15 protein-coding genes are annotated in these 20,177 nt (G+C 57.7%); 8 read left to right on the top strand and 7 right to left on the bottom strand.

Annotation, left to right across the window (positions count from 1 at the left end):
- Positions 1-15: 15 nt before the first annotated feature.
- Both I3V23_04840 and I3V23_04835 read right to left on the bottom strand, forming a co-directional pair.
- Positions 16-507, bottom strand: a complete 492-nt coding sequence (locus tag I3V23_04840; protein ID QPI86300.1) for a lipocalin family protein — start codon at positions 505-507, stop codon at positions 16-18.
- The gene (locus I3V23_04835; protein ID QPI86299.1) at positions 507-1,553 is read right to left on the bottom strand and encodes an aldo/keto reductase; all 1,047 of its coding nucleotides are present in this window, start codon (positions 1,551-1,553) and stop codon (positions 507-509) included. The genes I3V23_04840 and I3V23_04835 overlap by 1 nt, the downstream gene beginning before the upstream one ends.
- Before the next feature lie 115 nt (positions 1,554-1,668).
- Between I3V23_04835 and I3V23_04830 the strand changes: the two genes are divergently transcribed.
- The 3 genes from I3V23_04830 to I3V23_04820 all read left to right on the top strand — a co-directional run bounded on the left by I3V23_04830 (position 1,669) and on the right by I3V23_04820 (position 5,904).
- Positions 1,669-2,328, top strand: coding sequence for a hypothetical protein (locus tag I3V23_04830; protein ID QPI86298.1), 660 nt, complete (start codon positions 1,669-1,671; stop codon positions 2,326-2,328).
- 82 nt (positions 2,329-2,410) lie between these two features.
- Positions 2,411-4,123: a methionine--tRNA ligase gene (locus tag I3V23_04825; protein QPI86297.1), complete on the top strand. Its 1,713-nt coding sequence runs from the start codon at positions 2,411-2,413 to the stop codon at positions 4,121-4,123.
- Between the two features lie 113 nt (positions 4,124-4,236).
- Positions 4,237-5,904 (top strand): chloride channel protein, encoded by a 1,668-nt coding sequence (locus I3V23_04820; GenBank protein ID QPI86296.1) that lies wholly within the window; start codon positions 4,237-4,239, stop codon positions 5,902-5,904.
- An 11-nt stretch (positions 5,905-5,915) separates the two neighbouring features.
- Here I3V23_04820 and I3V23_04815 read toward each other — a convergent pair whose 3' ends face one another.
- From I3V23_04815 to I3V23_04795, 5 genes are all read right to left on the bottom strand, one after another.
- The gene (locus I3V23_04815; GenBank protein QPI86295.1) at positions 5,916-6,260 is read right to left on the bottom strand and encodes a DUF427 domain-containing protein; all 345 of its coding nucleotides are present in this window, start codon (positions 6,258-6,260) and stop codon (positions 5,916-5,918) included.
- Positions 6,261-6,330: 70 nt separating this feature from the next.
- Positions 6,331-8,223, bottom strand: a complete 1,893-nt coding sequence (locus I3V23_04810; GenBank protein QPI86294.1) for an aminopeptidase P family protein — start codon at positions 8,221-8,223, stop codon at positions 6,331-6,333.
- Complete coding sequence (gene cobT / locus I3V23_04805) at positions 8,147-10,057, bottom strand: cobaltochelatase subunit CobT (protein ID QPI86293.1); 1,911 nt, start codon at positions 10,055-10,057, stop codon at positions 8,147-8,149. Before cobT ends, I3V23_04810 begins: the two co-directional genes overlap by 77 nt.
- Positions 10,058-10,074: 17 nt before the next feature.
- Positions 10,075-11,061: a cobaltochelatase subunit CobS gene (gene cobS, locus I3V23_04800; GenBank protein QPI86292.1), complete on the bottom strand. Its 987-nt coding sequence runs from the start codon at positions 11,059-11,061 to the stop codon at positions 10,075-10,077.
- A gap of 128 nt (positions 11,062-11,189) precedes the next feature.
- Positions 11,190-12,968, bottom strand: a complete 1,779-nt coding sequence (locus I3V23_04795) for a peptidoglycan-binding protein (protein ID QPI86291.1) — start codon at positions 12,966-12,968, stop codon at positions 11,190-11,192.
- A gap of 184 nt (positions 12,969-13,152) precedes the next feature.
- Here I3V23_04795 and I3V23_04790 point away from each other — a divergent pair, with 184 nt between their 5' ends.
- From I3V23_04790 to I3V23_04770, 5 genes are all read left to right on the top strand, one after another.
- On the top strand, positions 13,153-14,091 hold the full coding sequence (locus I3V23_04790; GenBank protein ID QPI86290.1) for a glycine--tRNA ligase subunit alpha: 939 nt from the start codon (positions 13,153-13,155) through the stop codon (positions 14,089-14,091).
- A gap of 11 nt (positions 14,092-14,102) precedes the next feature.
- On the top strand, positions 14,103-14,627 hold the full coding sequence (locus I3V23_04785; GenBank protein ID QPI86692.1) for a histidine kinase: 525 nt from the start codon (positions 14,103-14,105) through the stop codon (positions 14,625-14,627).
- Entirely contained in the window at positions 14,624-15,316 is a 693-nt protein-coding gene (locus tag I3V23_04780) for an FkbM family methyltransferase (GenBank protein QPI86289.1), read from the top strand. Before I3V23_04785 ends, I3V23_04780 begins: the two co-directional genes overlap by 4 nt.
- Positions 15,317-15,340: 24 nt before the next feature.
- Positions 15,341-17,419: a glycine--tRNA ligase subunit beta gene (locus tag I3V23_04775; GenBank protein QPI86288.1), complete on the top strand. Its 2,079-nt coding sequence runs from the start codon at positions 15,341-15,343 to the stop codon at positions 17,417-17,419.
- An 83-nt stretch (positions 17,420-17,502) separates the two neighbouring features.
- A complete protein-coding gene (locus I3V23_04770) occupies positions 17,503-20,034 on the top strand; it encodes a pyruvate, phosphate dikinase (GenBank protein QPI86287.1) in 2,532 nt (843 codons plus the stop codon).
- Positions 20,035-20,177 lie beyond the last annotated feature (143 nt).

Raw genomic sequence — 20,177 nt, 5'->3', positions numbered from 1 at the left:
AGGGCAAGCGCGCAGTCATGGGTTCAGCGCGATAAAATCATTCGGGTCGTAACCATTGGCCGCAGCAAGGCGCACTGCAGCGTCAATGCGATCAGCGCCCCCCGTTTTTCTGCGGTCAATGATCCACGCCAAGCGCCCGTCAGGCGCGCCTAGCAATGCGGTGCGATAGTCATCATCAACCCAAAGCACCCAAAGCGCCCGCCCGCGCGTATCTGTAAAGCGGGCAGGGTGCGGGCCGTCCGAGGTCAGCGCCATCCTTTGGCCAGACCCATCCACATAATGCAAACCTATGATTTGGCCGCCGCCTTCCTCAAAGCTGAGGTTGCGCGGGGCGGTTCTATCAATGGCGTGGCGCATCACCCATGGCCCCGCAAATCGAGAGGCTTCAAACCGCGTGGTCGAGGCAATCGGTGCATCCGCCCGTCTTGCCCCCACCATGGGGGGGCTGCAGGCTGTGATCAAACACAGGGCCAAGACGAGCGCGGTTTGGGTGAGGCGCAGGCGCATCAATAGGGCAACGGATGGGCGCGATGGATCGCGTCTATCTCGTCCAGAATGTCGCCCGATAGGGTCACATCTAAGCCATCTAGAATGCGGGTAAGCTGGGCGCTTGTGGTTGCGCCAAAGATGGTCGAGACAGGGAAAGGGCGCTGCACCGTAAAGGCCAAAGCCATGTGAACGGGGTCAATCCCGTGCTTTTGCGCTAAGTCTAGATAGGCTGCGACCGCATCAAAGACGCGCGGGCTTTTGCGTCCGCCCAAATCCCCGTTACCCGCCATGCGCGAGCCCTCTGGAATGGCCCCGTTTTGGTATTTCCCCGTCAAAAGGCCCGCGGCAAGCGGTGAGTAGGCCAGCAGGGTCAGTTGCTCATTCACGGCCAGTTCCGCAAAATCTGTGTCATAGAGGCGGCACAGGAGCGAATATTCATTTTGCAAGGAAATCACACGCGGCAGGCCGCGCTCTTCGGAAAGGCGCATCCATTGCGCAACGCCCCAGACCGTATCATTGGACAGCGCGAAATAGCGCATTTTGCCTGCTTTGATCATCCGATCTGCCGCATCCAAAATCTCTTCCATATGGGCCAGTGTCACGGATTTCACCTGTGCCGAAGGATCATAGCCCCAGTTTTGGCGGAAATGATATGAACCGCGATTGGGCCAATGCATTTGGTAAATGTCGATATATTCTGTGCCCAGTCGTGCGAGCGAGGCATCGAGTGCTGCGGTAAAACTTGCGGCTGTTATATCCTCACCCATGCGCACAAACGCGGCGTTTTTGCCCGTGATTTTGGTGGCCAAGATATAATCGCCGCGCCGCGCAGGGTTGGCGCGGTTCCAATTGCCAAGAATGGTTTCGGTATTGCCGACTGTTTCCGCCCGCACAGGGTTAACGGGATACATCTCGGCGGTGTCGACAATATTGATCCCCGCCGCAAGCGCCATATCCATTTGACGATGTGCGTCTGCCTCTGGGGTTTGGTTGCCCCATGTCATCGTGCCGAGGCAGTAATCGGTGATCATTGTGTCTGTGGTGCCAAGCTGAATTTTGCGCATCCCATCCTATCCTTCGCTGCTATCTTCGGCGTTATTGGTAGCGAGATGCCCAAGAAGGGCAAGGGGAGTGCGAAAATTTCTTGCAGAACAAAAGAAGAACACTTAGTCTCGCCTTATGCAAATCACCCATGCCTCTTTTGATCACATTACGGCCTCTGTGGCGCGCGCAAACCCGTCTTTGCGCCTTTTCGAGGGGTGTGATTTGCGGCTTGGGCGGGTGCATGAGTTTTGCGGCCCCGCACGGCGGCGTCTGGCGCTTTGGGCGGCGGCGCGGATGGAGGGGGCGGTGCTTTGGATCCGCCCTGCGTGGCACCCTGATCATCTGCATATGCAAGCCGTGGCGGAGGAAATTGACCCCGCCCGCATGATCTTTGTCGCGCCTGAGCGGCGCGAAGACCTGTTATGGTGCATGGAGGAGGCTTTGCGCAGCGGGGCCTGTGAAACCGTGGTGGCCGAAGTTCTAGAGCCACCCAACCTGACCGCGATCCGCCGTTTGCATCTGGCGGCTGAACATGCGGGAAAGCAGCCTTTCGCCGCGATTTTAACACCGCATCATGGGGGCGCGGCTGGGGTTGAGACGCGCTTTTCCTTGGCGGCCAATCATGGGGCCTTATCCATGCAAGGGGCGCTTGCAGGAAATCTGCCCGCAGGTCTGGAGGGGCGCGCATGGCATATGCAGCGTTTGCGCGCGCGCCTTGCCCCGCCCGCCGCATGGCGCGTGACGCGCGCATCCTCAGGCCTTTGTGCGAAATCCATAGCGCCCAGTTTTGTTTGACATCTTTGCACCGTCTAGCCATCCGCTTTGCTTTGGGTTAGACGCGAGAGCGAAGGAAATCATCTAAGACAAGGCGGGCGTGATGGAGCGTGTTCTGATCACTTCGGCGATCCCATATATCAATGGGATCAAGCATTTGGGAAATCTCGTAGGCAGCCAATTGCCTGCTGATCTTTTCGCCCGTTACAACCGCGGTCGGGGCCGTGAGGTTTTATTTCTCTGTGCCACGGATGAGCATGGCACGCCCGCCGAATTAGCCGCCGCCAAAGCGGGCATGGATGTCGCGGAATATTGCGCAAAAATGCACGCAGTTCAGGCTGAGATTGCACAGGGTTTTCGCCTGAGTTTCGATCACTTTGGCCGGTCTTCTAGCCCGCAGAACCACGAATTGACCCAGCATTTCGCAGGCCGTTTGGCCGAGGCAGGGCTGATCTCTGAGGTGAGCGAGCGGCAGGTCTATTCCAACGCCGATGGCCGCTTTTTGCCTGATCGCTACATTGAGGGCACATGCCCCAATTGCGGCTATGACAAGGCCCGTGGGGATCAATGCGAGAACTGCACCAAGCAGCTTGACCCGACCGATTTGATTGATCCGCGCAGCGCGATTTCTGGCTCAACAGATTTGGAGGCGCGTGAAACCAAGCATCTCTATCTGCGCCAATCCTCTATGCGGGATCAATTGAACACGTGGATCGACAGCAAGACAGATTGGCCAATTCTGACCACCTCTATCGCCAAAAAATGGCTCAATGACGGGGACGGGTTGCAAGATCGCGGCATCACGCGCGATTTGGATTGGGGCATTCCTGTTAAAAAGGGCAAGGATGAATGGCCAGGGATGGAGGGCAAGGTCTTCTATGTTTGGTTCGATGCCCCGATTGAATATATCGCCTGCGCCGCAGAATGGGTTGACGCAGGCAAGGGAGATGATTGGGAGCGGTGGTGGCGTACTGACAAGGGCGCCCAAGATGTGCGTTACGTCCAGTTCATGGGCAAGGATAACGTGCCCTTCCACACCTTGAGCTTTCCTGCAACGATCTTAGGCTCTGGCGAGCCATGGAAGCTGGTGGATTACATCAAATCCTTCAACTATCTCAATTATGATGGTGGCCAATTCTCGACCAGCCAAGGGCGTGGCGTGTTCATGGATCAGGCTTTGTCGATCCTGCCTTCGGATTATTGGCGGTGGTGGTTGCTGAGCCATGCGCCAGAAACCTCGGATAGCGAATTCACTTGGGAGAATTTCCAAGCAGGCGTGAACAAGGATTTGGCCGATGTTCTGGGCAATTTTGTCAGTCGGATCACCAAATTCTGCCGCTCGAAATTCGGTGAAGTGATCCCTGAGGCGGGCGACTACAGCGCACAAGAGGCCCAATTGATGGCTGATTTACAGGCCCGCCTTGCGGCCTATCAGGCGCATATGGAGGCGATTGAAATTCGCAAAGCCGCCGCCGAGTTGCGCGCAATTTGGGTTTTGGGGAATGAATATTTGCAATCTGCAGCCCCTTGGACTGTGTTCAAGGAAGATCCAGATCGCGCCGCGGCCATCACGCGGTTTTCTCTGAACCTCATCCCGTTTTATGCGCTCTTGTCCGCGCCGTTCATCCCAGATGCCGCACAGGCAATGTTGGATGCGATGGGGTGCAAAGATTACGCATGGCCCGAAGATGTCGCAGAAGGCCTCTCGCGGCTGCCAGCGGGGCAGAGCTTCACTGTGCCTGAGGTTCTTTTCGCAAAGATCAGTGACGAGCAGCGCGAAGAATGGCAAGCCCGCTTTGCGGGGGTGCGCAGCTGATAGAGGGTTGAATTTCAACCTCTTTGGGCCTTTGGTGGTGATAGAGGCGCGGCGCAAAGGCTGGTAAGTTGGATAAAGACCCGTCCCGATCTGGGCAACACCCCCTTAAGGCGATGTTGGCAGCAACATGGCGCCAGCAGCGCGCCTTGTTGTCGGAGGCATGGTTTATCCTGCGCCGCAAAGGCCCAAGCCAAATTCAGTTTTGGTTTATCGCGCTTGTGCTTGGGGGGGCAGCAGGCAGTGCGGCGGTTTTGTTCCGCCTTGGTGTGGATCGCTTGCAAGCCACGCTTTATGGCACCGAAGATATCCGTCATTTGCACAGCTACGCCGAAAGTTTGCCGTGGTATCTGATTTTGCTGATCCCCATTTTAGGGGGGCTTTCGGTGGGGCTGATCCTGCATCGCTTTACGCCTGATGGGCGGGTGCGCTCTGTGGCGGATGTGATTGAGGGGGCCGCGCTGAATGAAGGCCGTGTTGAGATCCGCGCGGGCCTTGCCTCGGCTGCGGCGTCCTTGATCACGCTTGGCTCAGGCGGCTCTACGGGTCGAGAGGGGCCTGTGGTGCATTTGGCTGCCGTAATCTCTAGTAAAATCTCCGCGCTTATTCGCGCCGATGGGATCACGGGGCGGGATTTGTTGGGCTGCGCGGTGGCTGCGGCTGTTTCCGCCTCGTTCAATGCACCGATTGCAGGGGCGCTTTTCGCGCTTGAGGTGATCTTGCGCCATTTCGCGGTGCATGCATTTGCGCCCATTGTCATTGCCAGTGTGGCAGGCACAGTGATCAGTCGCCTTACCTTGGGCGATGTGACCGAGTTCACATTGGGTCGTGAAAGCGCCTTGGGCTTTTACGCGGAACTGCCCGCCTATCTTATGTTGGGATTGATCTGTGGGCTTGTTGCGGTGGTGTTTATCCGCGCGGCCTTTTGGGCCGATGACCAAGGCACTCGGGTGCAAAATCTCTTACGCTTGCCGCGATTCCTGCGCCCTGCGATTGCGGGGGCGTTACTGGGCGGTTTGGCGATTTTCTTCCCCCATATCATTGGCGTGGGCTATGAAACCACAAGCGCCGCTCTGACGGGGCAATTGGTGCTGCATGAGGCGATTATCTTCGCCATTCTCAAGACGGTTGCCGTGGCAATCACGGTTGCGGGGCGTATGGGGGGCGGGGTGTTTTCGCCCTCATTGATGATTGGCGCGCTGACGGGGCTTGCCTTTGGTTTGATCGCGACCGCAATCCTGCCTGAAATGTCAGGGTCGGTGACGCTCTACGCTTTGGCAGGGATGGGGGCGGTTGCCGCCGCTGTTTTGGGCGCGCCCATCTCAACTACGTTGATCGTGTTTGAACTGACAGGCGACTGGCAAACGGGCCTTGCGGTGATGGTTTCCGTGTCCCTTTCCACGGCGCTTGCCAGCCGCCTTGTGGATCGCTCGTTCTTTTTGACCCAACTTGAACGGCGAAACATCCATTTGGCGGCAGGGCCACAGGCCTATCTTTTGGCCATGGTGGGGGCAGGGCGGATCATGCGGCCCATGACCGATCCGCGTGCCGCGCCGGCTGATGCCCTCTTGGCGCAGGTTGCGGAAGGGGTGTTCGTGACGCTTGAGGATACGCTTGAAACCATCATGCCGATTTTTGAAAAAACCGAAGCGGATTACATTCCCGTGATCAAAGAAAATCCACAGGACGGCCCGCCCGCGCTAGAGGGGGCGGTGTTCCATATTGATGCGCTCAAAGCCTATACCCGTGCGATGGCGGACACTGCCGCTGAAGAGCACAGCTGACGGACGCGCTGTTAAATACGCTCGACTGTGACGCGGTCGGTAAAGAAAGCGATATGGCCCTTAATGGCTCGGGCTTCGTCCGTTTTTGGGTCTTCATAAGACCACGCCGCATCATCAATCTGCCCTGATGCCGTTGAAATGGCATAGTAGCTGGCCATTCCCTTCTTGGGGCATTTGGTGGTGCTTTGGGTCTTTTCCAAAAGCGCCATGGCGATATCTGCGCGCGGAAAGTAGATCACAGCGGGCAGATCGCCCTCGCTCAATTCCAATGCCGCAGCAGACTCCGCTACGATCGCGCCACCTGCGCGCACAACATATTTCCCCGATGCAGGGCGAATCGACATTGTGTTGGTCATGAATAGATCTCCTTCTTGGGCCTCTCATACAGGCTTGGTCGGAGAATAGCTAGGGAAGGTAACGGAAAGACTACGCGATGGGCGCAGTGGCCTGCCGCAGCCATGCTTGCGTCTCAGGCGGCACAAGCGGCATCAGGGCTTCGGCCACGCGGGCGTGATATTCGTTCAGCCATGCGATATCCGCCGCCGTCATGTCATGACTGACCACCAAGCGCCGATCAATGGGGGCAAGGGTCAAAGTTTCAAATTCCAACATCGCCCGTGCATCCCCCCCCGCAATTGGGGCGGCCTCTTGGACGACAATCAGGTTTTCAATGCGGATCCCATAAGCCCCCTCTTTGTAGAAGCCTGGCTCATTTGATAAAATCATCCCAACCTCAAGGGGCACATCCGAGGCGCGACTGATCCGTTGTGGGGCCTCATGCACGCTGAGATAGACCCCGACACCGTGACCTGTTCCGTGGTCATAATCGCGTCCAGCGGCCCAGAGGGGCGCGCGGGCCAAAGCATCCAAATCCCGCCCTTCCAATCCTTTGGGGAAGCGCGCGCGCGACAGCGCAATCATGCCGCGCAACACTTGGGTAAAGGCCTGTTTTTCCTCAGGCCCCACATCCCCCACGGGCAGGGTGCGGGTGATGTCGGTGGTGCCATCAAGATATTGCCCGCCTGAGTCGATCAAAAACAGCGTGTTTGGCGCAAGTGGCGCATTGGTGGCCTCGCTCACGCGATAATGCACAATCGCGCCATGTGCGCCTGCGCCTGCGATTGTATCAAAACTGATATCTTGCAGCGCGCCTGTCTCGCGGCGAAAGCGTTCAAGCGCACAGACGCACTCAATTTCAGTCAACCCGCCTTGAAGGGCGCGGTCATCAAACCAATGCAAAAACCGCACCATGGCGGCCCCATCGCGCAGATGTGCGGCACGGGTTGCGTTAATCTCGGCGGGATGTTTGCGCGCTTTGGGCAGGGTGCAAGGCTCGGGGCCTTCGTCAATTTCTGCCCCTGCCTCGGCCAAAATCATCCGCAGCTTATGGGGGGCTGTCTTAGGATCAAGGCGGATGGGGCCAGAGTTTGCCTCTTGGCGCAACCGCTCCTCAAAGCGGTCAAGCGGGTAAAGCGTGACCCGATCGGGCAGATCAACATCCGCGAATTTCGCAGGGTCGGCAAATACGCTGATGCTGCCTGTGCTTGAGAGAGTGGCGAAGGCCTGAACCACGGGAAGATGCGGCAGGTCGGCGCCGCGAATGTTTAAAAGCCAGCAGATGGAGTCAGGCAGGCTGAGCACAGCGGCGCTCACGCCTTGGGCGGCGAGATCAAGCCCCACTTCGCTACATTTTTCAACGGCGCTGCGGCCCGCATAGCGCAGCGGATAGGCGCTCGCCTTCCCATCAGGCGGCGGCGGGCGGTCAGACCAAAGCGCGTCAATTGGGTTTTCAGCAAGAGGGCGCAAGGTGATCTGATGGTCGGCAACGGCCTCGGCCAAGCGATCAATCTCGGCCATTGTGTGCAGCCATGGATCAAACCCGATCACGCCGCCCTTCGGCAATGCTGTGGGCAGCCATGTTTCAAGTTTGGTTTTGGGCCAGTCTACAGGGGTGAAGATGTCCAAATCGACCTCATCGCGCACCTGCAGGCGGTAACGGCCATCAATAAAGATACCAACCTGATCTTTAAGAACGGCACAGAACCCCGCCGAGCCTGAAAATCCGCTCAACCACAAAAGCCGTGCATCACAAGGCGCAACATATTCGCCTTGATGGGCATCGGCGCGCGGCACTAGAACACCATCGACCCCAAGTTTTGGGAAACAATCACGCAAAGCGGCCACGCGTGGGGCGCCTTGGTCGGGGCGGGAGGCAGCATCAAAACTTTGAAACTCTGCCCGCTTATCCAAACCGATATAACCCTGATTTTGCGCCCCCGCTGCGCAGTCCCATAACGCGGGCGCGGGCCCGTGGGTCATTGTCAAAGAGGGCCGCCAATTGTTCGGTGATTGCCCCTGCCAATTGTTCGGCATCAGTGATCGTCACGGCGCGCTCGTAATAGCGGGTTACATCATGACCAATCCCAATCGCCAGCAATTCAACGGCACGGCGGCGTTCAACCATGCTGATCACATCGCGCAGGTGCTTTTCGAGGTAATTTGCGGGGTTCACGGATAAGGTGCTGTCATCGACAGGCGCACCATCCGAGATGACCATCAAAATTTTGCGGGCTTCGGTACGGGCCAACATCCGCTTATGCGCCCATTCCAGCGCCTCGCCATCGATGTTTTCTTTCAAAAGGCCTTCTTTCATCATCAGGCCCAAATTGTCGCGCACCCGCCGCCATGGGGCATCGGCTGATTTATAGATGATGTGGCGCAGATCATTCAGACGACCAGGTTGCTGCGCGCGGCCTTGTGCAAGCCATTCCTCGCGCGCGCGGCCACCTTTCCACGCCCGCGTGGTAAAGCCCAAGATTTCGACCTTTACATCGCAGCGCTCGAGCGTGCGCGCCAGAACATCGGCGCAGATTGCCGCGATGGAAATGGGCCGCCCGCGCATCGAGCCTGAATTGTCCAAAAGAAGCGTGACCACCGTGTCGCGGAATTCGGTATCCTTTTCCACCTTAAAGGACAAAGGCGTTGTAGGATTTGCTACAACCCGCGCAAGGCGGCCTGCATCCAATATTCCTTCTTCGCGGTCAAACTCCCACGAGCGGTTTTGCTGTGCCTGAAGGCGGCGCTGGAGTTTATTTGCCAAGCGGCTGACCGCGCCTTTCAAAGGTTCCAACTGCTGATCAAGATAGGCGCGCAGGCGTTCAAGCTCTTGCGCTTCGGCCAAATCTTCGGCGGCAATTTCCTCGTCATGGGCGGTTGAGAATACGGTGTAATCTGGATCAGCATCCGAATGAGGGGGCGCTTGGGGCGGTTCAACGGGCGCATCCCCATCGGGCAGCTCTTGTTCCTCGCCCTCCTCGGCATCGCCGTTCTCATCCATTTGCACCTGTGCCTGAGAGGCGTCCTGCTGTTCTTCTTGCGAACGCTCTGGGTCGGCATCGGCGCTGTCATCTTCCTGACTTTCGCTATCGCCTGTGCTGTCTGGTGTTTCTTCTTGCTCCTGATCTTGATCGGCGCTGTCCTCGTCCTCTTGGTCGTCCAATTGGTCGGGGTCATCGCCCAGTTGGTCAGCATATCCCAGATCAGAGATGAATTGCCGTGCAACGCGCGAAAAGGCGGCTTGATCGTCCAGTGACCCTTTGAGGGCATCTAGGCTTTCGCCGCAGCGTTCTTCAATAAAGGGGCGCCACAGCTCTACGATATTTTGCGCCTCAGGGGGCAGGGGGCGGCCTGTTGCAATTTGGCGCAGCATATATCCCGCCGCGGTCGACAGCGGCGCATCGCTGCGCTCGGTGATTTCACCATAGGCCTTGCGCCGCGCCTCTGCGCCGATTTTTGCGTCAATATTCCCAGCTGTGCCAGGCATGACGCGGGCACCAATGGCTTCGCAACGTGCGGTTTCAATCGCCGTCATCAAATCGCGCGCAATAGGCCCCGTGGGTTCATATTTCGCGGCAATGCGGGGGTTGTGAAAGCGATGACGCAGTGCAAACGCATCAGCCGTGCCGCGCGCAAGCAGAACCTCATCGCGGCTCATGCGGCGGCTGATTTGCGGCAGGCGGATCGTGTCATTGCTGGCGCCGGGCGGGTCAACCGAATAGCTGACCCCAAGATCGGGGTCATTGGCCAAAACCCGTGTCGCATCGGCAAGCGCCTTTTTGAACGGATCGGCTGGGTTATCGGTGGGCTTGCCCATTGGGTGTCGGTCTTTCCTTAGCCAAGGCTGACGCTTGCAGCACTTTCTGGCAATTCTTCATCAAAGCAGCGCTGATAAAACTCCGCCACTGTCTGGCGCTCGAGCTCGTCACATTTGTTGAGGAAGGACAAACGGAACGCATAGCCCGTATCGCGGAAAATCTCGGCATTCTGCGCCCAATTGATGACGGTGCGCGGGCTCATCACAGTCGACAATTCGCCGTTCATAAAGGCCGTGCGCGTGAGATCTGCAACTGTGACCATCTGGCTGACCGTTTTGCGCCCCTCTGCCGTGTTGTAATGGGGGGCCTTTGACAGAACGATTGCGGCTTCGGCATCATGGCTGAGATAGTTCAAGGTCGCCACTAGGCTCCAACGGTCCATCTGCGCTTGGTTGATCTGCTGCGTGCCGTGATAAAGACCTGTGGTGTCGCCCAGACCGACTGTGTTTGCCGTTGCGAAAAGACGGAAATATTTATGCGGCTGAATGATCTCGTTTTGATCAAGCAGGGTGAGCTGTCCATCATGCTCGAGCACGCGCTGGATCACGAACATCACATCAGCGCGGCCCGCATCATATTCGTCAAATACGATGGCGACAGGATTGCGCAAAGCCCAAGGAAGGATACCCTCGTGGAATTCGGTCACCTGCTTACCATCGCGTAGTTTGATGGCGTCTTTGCCGATGAGGTCAATACGGCTAATATGGCTGTCGAGGTTCACGCGCACGGCGGGCCAGTTCAGGCGGGCGGCGACCTGTTCGATATGGGTCGATTTCCCTGTGCCGTGATAGCCTTGGATCATCACGCGGCGATTATGAGAAAACCCCGCCAAAATCGCCAATGTCGTGTCGCGATCAAATTTATAGGTCGAGTCGATCTCAGGCACACGATCAGTCGCGTCAGCAAAGCCTTTAACCTTCATATCACTGTCGATGCCAAAGACATCCCGCACCGAAATTTCTTCGGTCGGTTTTGCATCCATTGCCAAGCTGCCATCTGCCATATCGTAAAACCTCGGGGGAGTTAAAATGCGTCACCTGTGGTGGTGCAACATATCGCGCCGCGCCGCAAGGGGAAGGGGCGTAGGAATTTTGTCTCCGATTTGGGGGTGATTTCCGCCAAATTACACGCTTAACGCGAAAGACAGGTCACCTTTGCTGTAATCGCCTGCGCAAGCCGCGCTAAGCTCTCGCCGCGCAGCGGTTCCTCTCGGACCACACGGGGCAGGGCAGGCAGCCCTGCCGCCGCAAGCGTTGTGGTGATATCGGCAGCAGGCGTGACAGCCCCCCCGCGATAAAGCCCCAAAAGCCCGCCTGTGGCATCAAGGACGGGCCCGCCCAACTCGGTTTGCGAGGGGGTTGGATAGGCGGGGCCTGCGTCCTCCAAGGGTCGCAAGGTGGCCGCTGAAAGCCTGCCCTCATAGGCAAATCCAGCGATATATTGCGCCGATCCCATCCGCGAGGCTGCGGTAAATTCAGCCAAATCTGGTGGGGTCAGCGGGGTGTCTGGCGCAATCACCACAATCCCAAGGGCGCTGTCGCGGTAAATCTCCCGCGCGGCAATCGCATCATTGAGGCGCAGGCTGGAGCAGGTTTGCGGCAGGCTTGCATCGGTTAGGACATGGCCAGTGTCCGTCACAAAAACGCCTGAGCGTTGCGCAAGGGGGCTTGGCTCTGTTTCCGATGTATTCAGCGCGGGTGATGTGCCGCTTGGTGCGGTGTCACGCTCTAACACGCCCTCTAATGCCAAGAAATTTTCCTCAATCTGCGGCATCAGCCGTGCGATGGGGGTATATTCAGCAGCGGGGCCACGGATGATTAAACCCTTAATCGCGCCGCCCTCTAAGCGGGCAAAACCTGTGGTAAAGCGTGCTGCATCACTGGCGGCAATATCAAAACGGCCCCGCAGCATATCGCGCAAGCCCCCTTCGGGCATGATGTCGGCATTCGTTACAATCTCGAACAAAGACTGCAGCCGCGCCTGATCCCCCTCGGCGGAGATCAGCACGACCTCGACCCCGCGCGCATCTGTCGGGGCAAAGACCGCGAAAGGGGGGGCATAGGCCGCGAATTCCACATATCCCATGGGCAAGAGTGCTGCGATGCCCGCGCGGGTGTCCGTGATCCGCTCTAGCCCAAGTTCCCCCAAATCTGCTTGCCATTGCGCGATCAAATCTGACCGTTCGGCGGTGGTTAATACCCCCGTTTCGGGCCAGTCATTCCTGCGCTGCCATGCCGCCATGGCCGCCCGCGTGCCCGCGCCAAATACCCCATCAATCGCCCCATCATAAAACCCGAACCATTGCAGCGCGCGCTGCAAATCATCGCGCGCGGCGGGATCAAGATCTGCTTCGCCTGCGCGCGCTTGGGCAAGGGTTTCTCGCGGTGGCGCATCTGTTTGGGGCGTGGTTACGGGGGCGGCTTTTGGTTCCACGGGTGTTTGTGATGGTTTTTCAGGCGCGTCTTGTGGCGCGATCTCGGGCAAAGGTTCAATTGCGATCACCTGCGGTGCTGTCGCTTGGGCCGCAATAGGCCAGAATTGGCGCGTATAATTTTGCGGCGTTTGCATATAGCTGTCGCTAGGGATTTGACCCGAGGCCCTTAGATCGCGCAGGCGTTCCTGTGCGACCTCGCGCGGATAGGGGCCGAGGGCCAGTGCATATAGGCCCGTGCGCATCATGAACCCTGCCACCCCCATGGTGGCGCTGCGGCTTTCATAGACGCGCAGACGCGATTGCGCCGTAACCAGATCAGGATGCGCTTCGATTTGCACCCAAACCAAATCTGTTTGGGCCTGCGCTTGGGCCTGTGGCGCATGGCCAATCAGACCGGCGCATAGAATGGCCAAAGAGATCACAATTGCCGCCCGCAACCGCGCAGTCTGACCTGCCCGAACCCCGTGATTTTGCATACTGCCCTAATCCGTAACCTTAAGGGTGATTTTGTTCAGGTTATCCGCGAAACGGACGGGATGCACCCCGTTTTCATCAATAATTTCTTAAATTTCCCATCGCGCAGCTCATAAGCTGTGATTGACCCTCGGCATCCTGCGTCCTATGTGGACGACAACTTTCGTTAAGCCCAAGGAACGATCAATGTCGCGCATGGAAAAGCCCCGCAGTTTCCAAGAGATCATCCTGCGTCTTCAAACCTACTGGGCGCAGAAAGGCTGTGCCGTGATGCAGCCCTATGACATGGAGGTCGGGGCGGGAACCTTTCACCCTGCCACAACCTTGCGCAGCTTAGGTTCGCGGCCTTGGGCGGCAGCTTATGTGCAGCCCTCGCGCCGCCCCACCGATGGCCGGTATGGGGAGAACCCTAACCGCTTGCAGCATTATTACCAGTATCAGGTGCTGATCAAACCAAGCCCGCCCAATTTGCAAGATCTCTATCTTGGTAGCCTCGAGGCCATTGGGATTGATATGGCGATGCATGACATTCGCTTTGTGGAAGACGACTGGGAAAGTCCGACTTTGGGCGCTTGGGGCCTTGGTTGGGAAGTTTGGTGTGATGGCATGGAGGTCAGCCAATTCACCTATTTCCAACAGGTGGGCGGGCATGATTGCCACCCTGTGTCGGGCGAGTTGACCTATGGTCTTGAGCGTCTGGCGATGTATGTTCTGGGCGTGGATCATGTGATGGAGATGCCGTTTAATGATCCAGATGCACCGATTGCGTTGAAATATGGGGATGTGTTCCGTCAGACCGAGGAAGAATATTCCCGTTTTAACTTTGACACGGCCAATACAGAAATTCTTTTGCGTCAGTTCGAAGAGGCCGAAGCGGAATGCCAGCGCATCCTTGCCGCAGAAAATATTGATCCCAAAACAGGCAAGCGGATCATCATGGCGCATCCTGCCTATGATCAATGCATCAAGGCAAGCCACATGTTCAACCTGTTGGATGCCCGTGGGGTCATTTCGGTGACGGAGCGGCAAGGTTACATCGGTCGCGTGCGTGCATTGGCGAAACTTTGCGCTGACGCTTTCGTGCAAACTGAGGCGGGCGGATTTGAGGCGGGGCAGCACGCATGAGCAATAAACGTGTGGGTCGTTTTGTGGTGGCGGCGATTGCCCTGTCCGCTTTGGCGGCAGGGGCGGGAATGTGGTATGCGCAGACCCGCGCCTATTATGCCCCTGTCATGCCCGATGATCCGCGCGGGCAGATCACGCTCAGCGTTGATGGCACGCCCATGTCTTTGGCTATTTCCAACTTCGATGGCATTGACAGCAACAGCTCGCCCATTCGGTTCCGCGCTTGTTTTGATCTTGAGACAGGCCAAGAGGCGCTGATTTCGGCAGCGGAACCTTACGAGGGGGCAACGCCCTTGATCGCGCCATCTTGGTTCCAATGTTTTGACGCCGAGGCGATTGGTGCCGCCTTAGAGGCGGGACGCGCAACCGCCTATTTGGGCGCGCGCGATTTTGTCTATGGGGTCGATATCGTGGTTGCCTTGGATGACGTAGGGCAGGGCCATGCTTGGCGGCAGATCAACCCGTGCGGCGAAGCGGCCTTTAACGGGGATCCTGTGCCAGAAGGGTGCCCCCCTGTCCCTGAGGGGATGCAATGACCGAAACCCTCACCGAACTTGAACAGCTGCAAGCCGAGTTTGATCGGTTCCGCCGCCGCGCGCGCCGTAATGCGCGCAAGACGCAGGCGGATGGGCTGTTGATGGGGGTTGTGTCGATGCTGACCCCGCGTGATGTGGTCTGCGATTGTGGGGCGAATGTTGGGGATGTGACCGCACAGCTTGCCGCGTCAGGCGCCCATGTCCACGCATTTGATCCTGACCCCTATTGTATTGATATGTTGAAGAAACGCTTTGCCGATGCGCCAAACGTAAACATTCACGAAGCGGCACTCGGCACGCGCGAAGGCACGATCCAATTGATGCGGGCTGTCAATTTTGACGAAAACCCAAAAGGTGCATCCGTTAAATCCACTGTCTTGGAGGGCGGGCGGATGATTGATCAGGATCTGGGGCACGCGATAGATGTGCGCCTGTTGGATTTCCCGGCCTTTTTGCGTGATCTCATCGCAGAGCATGGCGAAATTGCCTTTGTCAAAATGGATGTCGAGGGCGCTGAGCTTGACCTTCTCGAAGCGATGGAGGCGGCGGGCCTGTTTGACAAAATCCGCCTGACCGTGGCTGAAACCCATGAAAATAAATTCAAAGAGCTTCGCCCCCGTTTCCGCGCTTTGCGCGAACGCCTGAGCGAGGCCTATCCGATCACCCGCGTCAACCTTGATTGGATCTAACGCGACCGCAATAGGACGAAATCTATGCCCGATCTTCTGCTGGAACTGTTTTCCGAAGAAATCCCTGCCCGTATGCAAGCCAAAGCGGCCGAGGATTTGAAATCGCTTGTCACCAATGGTCTGGTTGAGGCGGGGCTGACCTATGCGTCCGCGGCTAGTTTCGCGACCCCCCGCCGCCTGTGTTTGGTGGTGGACGGGCTGAGCGCCAATTCCCCAACCACAACAGAAGAACGCAAAGGCCCGCGCGTGGATGCGCCAGAGGCCGCGATCGAAGGGTTCTTGCGCGGCGCAGGCGTGTCACGCGATGCGCTTGAGACACGCGAAGATAAAAAGGGCGAGATTTATGTCGCCCGTATCACCCATCAGGGGCGTGACGCTGCGGATATTATTTCGGAATTGGTGCCATCAGTCATTCGCAATTTCCCATGGCCGAAATCCATGCGCTGGGGGGCAGGGTCTTTGCGGTGGGTGCGGCCTTTGCATTCTATCCTATGCCTCTTGACCGATGAGGCGGGCGCAGGCGTTGTGCCCTTCGAGGTTGATGATATTGTGGCGGGTGACAAAACACGCGGCCATCGCTTCATGGCCCCTGATGCCTTTGCTGTCAGCAGTTTTGAGGATTATGAAGCCAAGCTGAAACGTGCCCATGTGATCTTGCGCGCTAATGAACGCGCAGATGCCATTTGGCACGAGGCCAGTCAAATGGCCTTCGCCGCGGGGTTGGAATTGGTCGAAGATCGCGGTCTTTTGGCCGAGGTGGCGGGCCTTGTGGAATGGCCCGTTGTTTTGATGGGCGAGATTGGCGCGGATTTCTTGAACCTGCCACCAGAGGTTTTGCAGACCTCGATGAAAGAGCATCAGAAATTCTTTTCTGTGAAGAACCCCAAAACAGGGCGGATTGAGCGCTTTGTGACTGTGGCCAACCGCATCACCGCAGATGAGGGTGCGACCATTTTGGCGGGCAATCAAAAGGTGCTTTCTGCGCGTTTGTCAGATGCGAAATTCTTTTGGGAAAATGATTTGCGCGTTGCCAAATCGGATATCACCCAATGGACGCAAAGCCTTGAGAATGTGACCTTTCAGGCGAAACTTGGTTCGCAGGCCGCGCGGATCGAACGGATTGCGGAGTTGGCGGCGGAGCTGGCGCCAATTGTGGGGGCGGACGCAGATCAGGCGCGCCAAGCGGCCAAAATCGCCAAAGCGGATTTGTCCTCTGAGATGGTCTACGAATTCCCTGAATTGCAAGGTCTGATGGGGCGCTATTACGCCGCTGAGGCAGGCTGTGCGCCTGAAATTGCAGCGGTTGCGCAGGAACATTACCAACCCCTTGGCCCGTCAGATGATGTGCCAAACGCGCCTTTGTCCGTTGCCGTGGCCTTGGCCGATAAGATCGACACGCTGACGGGCTTCTGGGCGATTGATGAGAAACCAACAGGCAGCAAAGACCCCTACGCGCTGCGCCGAGCGGCCTTGGGGGTGATCCGCCTGATCTTGGACAATGGTGTGCGCTTGAACCTATCCGTCCCCTTCGTTTCGCGTGGTGCGGGTTTTGGGTCTGATGCACCTGAGGCTGCGGCCGCAGACCTCCTTTCGTTCTTCCACGACCGCCTCAAGGTGCATTTGCGCGATGAGGGCATTCGCCATGATGTGATTGATGCCTGCCTGTCGATGGCGGGCAATGATGATTTGGCCTTGGTCGTGGCGCGGGCGCGCGCGGTGCAGGCGGTGCTGTCGACCGATGATGGTGAAAATCTGATCCAAGGCTATCGCCGTGCCAACAACATCCTGACGCAAGCAGAGGCTAAGGATGGGGTGGAATATCGGTTTGGTGCAGATATGAAATTTGCAGAAACCGAGGAAGAACGCGCGCTTTTCGCGGCCCTTGCCGCGGCGCGGGACGCGGCCAACCCCGCCCTAGCTTCTGAGGATTTTGCGACCGCCATGGCCGCTTTGGCCGCGCTGCGCGGCCCGATTGATGCCTTCTTTGAAAAGGTGCAGGTCAATGCGGATAGTGAAATAGTGCGGCGCAATCGTCTGAACTTGCTGCATGAAATCGTGGAAACTTGTGGCAAGGTCGCCGATTTGTCGCGCATCGAGGGGTAATGCTGCATCGCGGCGCTTTACAGATCGCGTTATGATTGTATCTTAGTGTCTTGGCCAGTTTCGGCTAAGAGTAAGAATTGCAAATGAAAAATCGCCCCGACTATACGCTGATCACCGCCACGGCGGATATGCACACAGCCACTCATGGCAATCGCGCCAAATGCTTGCAGCGTTTGGTGCGCTTGGGTTTGCCCGTGCCTTTGACAGCGGCCTTGTCCTTTGATGCTGTGCGCCAAATCGCGCAAGGGGTGGTTCCTGATCTGGCCCCGCTTTGGGCCGAGTTTGGCCCTCATGCCTTGGTTTCTGTGCGCTCCAGCAGCCAAGCTGCGGATTGGGGCGGGCCGGGCACGGTGCTAAATATCGGGATGAATGACGAATTGGCTGAGCATTTGGCCAAGGTTCATGGGCGCAGCGCGGCAGATCAGCTTTATGTCAATTTCATCCGCGCCTATGCGGTGGATGTCTTGCGTCTGGATGCCGATGAATTTGAGGGGCCGCTGACCCCACGGATTGCCAAAGAGCATTTCGAGGATGAAGCGGAGGAGGCCTTTCCCCAAGACCCCGCCGTGCAGTTGCGCGAGGTTCTGCGCTCTATGGCGCGGGCGTGGGAGGGGACAACCGCGCGGCTGTTGCGGCAGGCGCAAGGCGCACCTGCTGATGCGGGGCTTGGTCTTGTGGTGCAGCGTATGGCACTGGGTGTCGGTGAGGGCGTTTCGGGCTCTGGTATCGTTCAGATGATTGACCCCGACACGGGAGACGCCGATGTGATCGGTCGTTTCGTGCCGCAGGCGCAGGGCCGGGTGGCATTGCGTGATGATGATGCGCTCTACATCCGCAGTGATGCGCGTGGCCATTCCCTTCAAGATGCGGCGCCAGAGGCCTATCATGATTTGATCGCTGCGGGCGCTTTGATGCGCGAGAAATTGCGCGAAGAAATGCAGATTGAATTCACCTTGATGAATGGTCAGCTGAACATTCTTGACGCGGTGCGCGCGCCCCGGTCTGCACGCGCGGCAGTCGCAACGGTGGTCAATTTGGCCAATGATGGCGTTATTTCGCGCGGTGAGGCTTTGTCGCGGATACCGCCCTTTTCCTTGGGGCAATTGTTGCACCGTCAGGTGGATGCCGAGGCCCCGCGTGATGTTTTGGGGCGTGGTATTGCCGCCGCACCTGGGGCTGCGACCGGCAAGATTGTCTTTTCCTCCACCGCGGCCCAGGCCTTGGCCGCGCAAGGCGAAGCCACAATTTTGGTCAAGCGCGAAACCAGTTCCGAAGATGTGCGTGGGATGCACGCCGCGCAGGCCGTTTTGACCGAGCGGGGTGGTATGACCAGCCATGCCGCCGTGATTGCACGCGGGCTTGGTTTGCCCTGTGTAACAGGCGCAAGCAGCCTGCAACTGGATATGCGCAAGAAAACGCTCACCACCGCAGGGCGGCGCGTGTTCCATGAGGGGGATGTGATTACTGTTGATGGCTCCTCTGGTGATATTTTGGTGGGGGCGGCCAAGATGATCGAGCCTGCTGTTGGCGGGGCCTTTGCCACGCTGATCCAATGGGCCGATGAAATTCGCGATATCGGCATTCGCGTCAATGCGGACACAGTTGAGGATGTGGAAACTGCGCAGCAATTCGGTGTTGACGGGATCGGATTGTGCCGCACAGAGCATATGTTCTTTGATCCAAATCGCCTGACTTTGATGCGCGAAATGATTTTTGCCGAAACCGAAAGTGACCGCGCGGCAGCCTTGGATCGATTATTGCCGATGCAACGGGGCGATTTCACCGAGCTGTTTAAACGGATGCAGGGCAAGCCCGTGTGTATCCGACTGTTTGATCCGCCTTTGCACGAATTCTTGCCCTCAGATCGCGATGGCATTCGCGCCTTGGCCGAAGCGTTGGATTTGCCCGTAAGCCGCGTGGCCGCGCGCATTGAATCGTTGCAAGAATATAACCCAATGCTGGGGATGCGCGGCGTGCGTCTTGGGATCACCGTGCCTGAGATTTATGACATGCAGGCCCGTGCGATTTTTGAGGCAACCATTGCTGCAAGCGAGGGGAAAAACCCCGTTGTTCCCGAAATCATGATCCCGCTTGTTTCGGCCAAGCGCGAGGTTGAGTTGGTAAAATCACGGGTGGATGCGGTCGCCGCCGCCGTTGCCGCGCAAAACGGCAAAAGTTTCACCTATCGCCTTGGGGTGATGGTTGAGACGCCGCGCGCAGCGTTGCGGGCGGGTGAGATCGCGGAATCGTCGTCCTTTTTGTCATTTGGAACCAACGACTTAACCCAAATGACCTATGGTTTGTCGCGCGATGATGCGGGGCGCTTTATGTCGGCCTATGTTCAGCAAGGTGTGTTTGTGGAAGACCCGTTCACCCGCTTGGACACGGAAGGGGTGGGTGAATTGCTGCTCATCGGCGCAGAACGTGGGCGCGCTGTCCGCCCCGAAGTGACCCTCTCCATCTGTGGGGAGCATGGCGGTGATCCAGATTCGATCCGCTTTTCGCGGATAGCTGGTTTCGACTATGTGTCTTGTTCACCTTTCCGTGTTCCCTTGGCCAAGCTGTCGGCGGCACAATGGGTGTTGGAGGATGAGACTCTCCCCGCAAAGCGTTGATATTGCGTTGAGTCTGCCATCTGATTTGCCAAGGCCTACGTCTAAATGATGCGGTGTGCTGCGCGTCAAACACAAAAACGCGGGTCAAGTTGTCGGTTTTAGAAAACCGTGCTAATGGCTCTGTCGCATTCTGATCAACGGAT

The sequence above is a fragment of the Rhodobacterales bacterium HKCCA1288 genome (assembly GCA_015693905.1).
In the GTDB taxonomy this organism is placed as follows: Bacteria; Pseudomonadota; Alphaproteobacteria; order Rhodobacterales; family Rhodobacteraceae; genus M30B80.
This window is presented reverse-complemented; position numbering and strand designations above follow the sequence as displayed.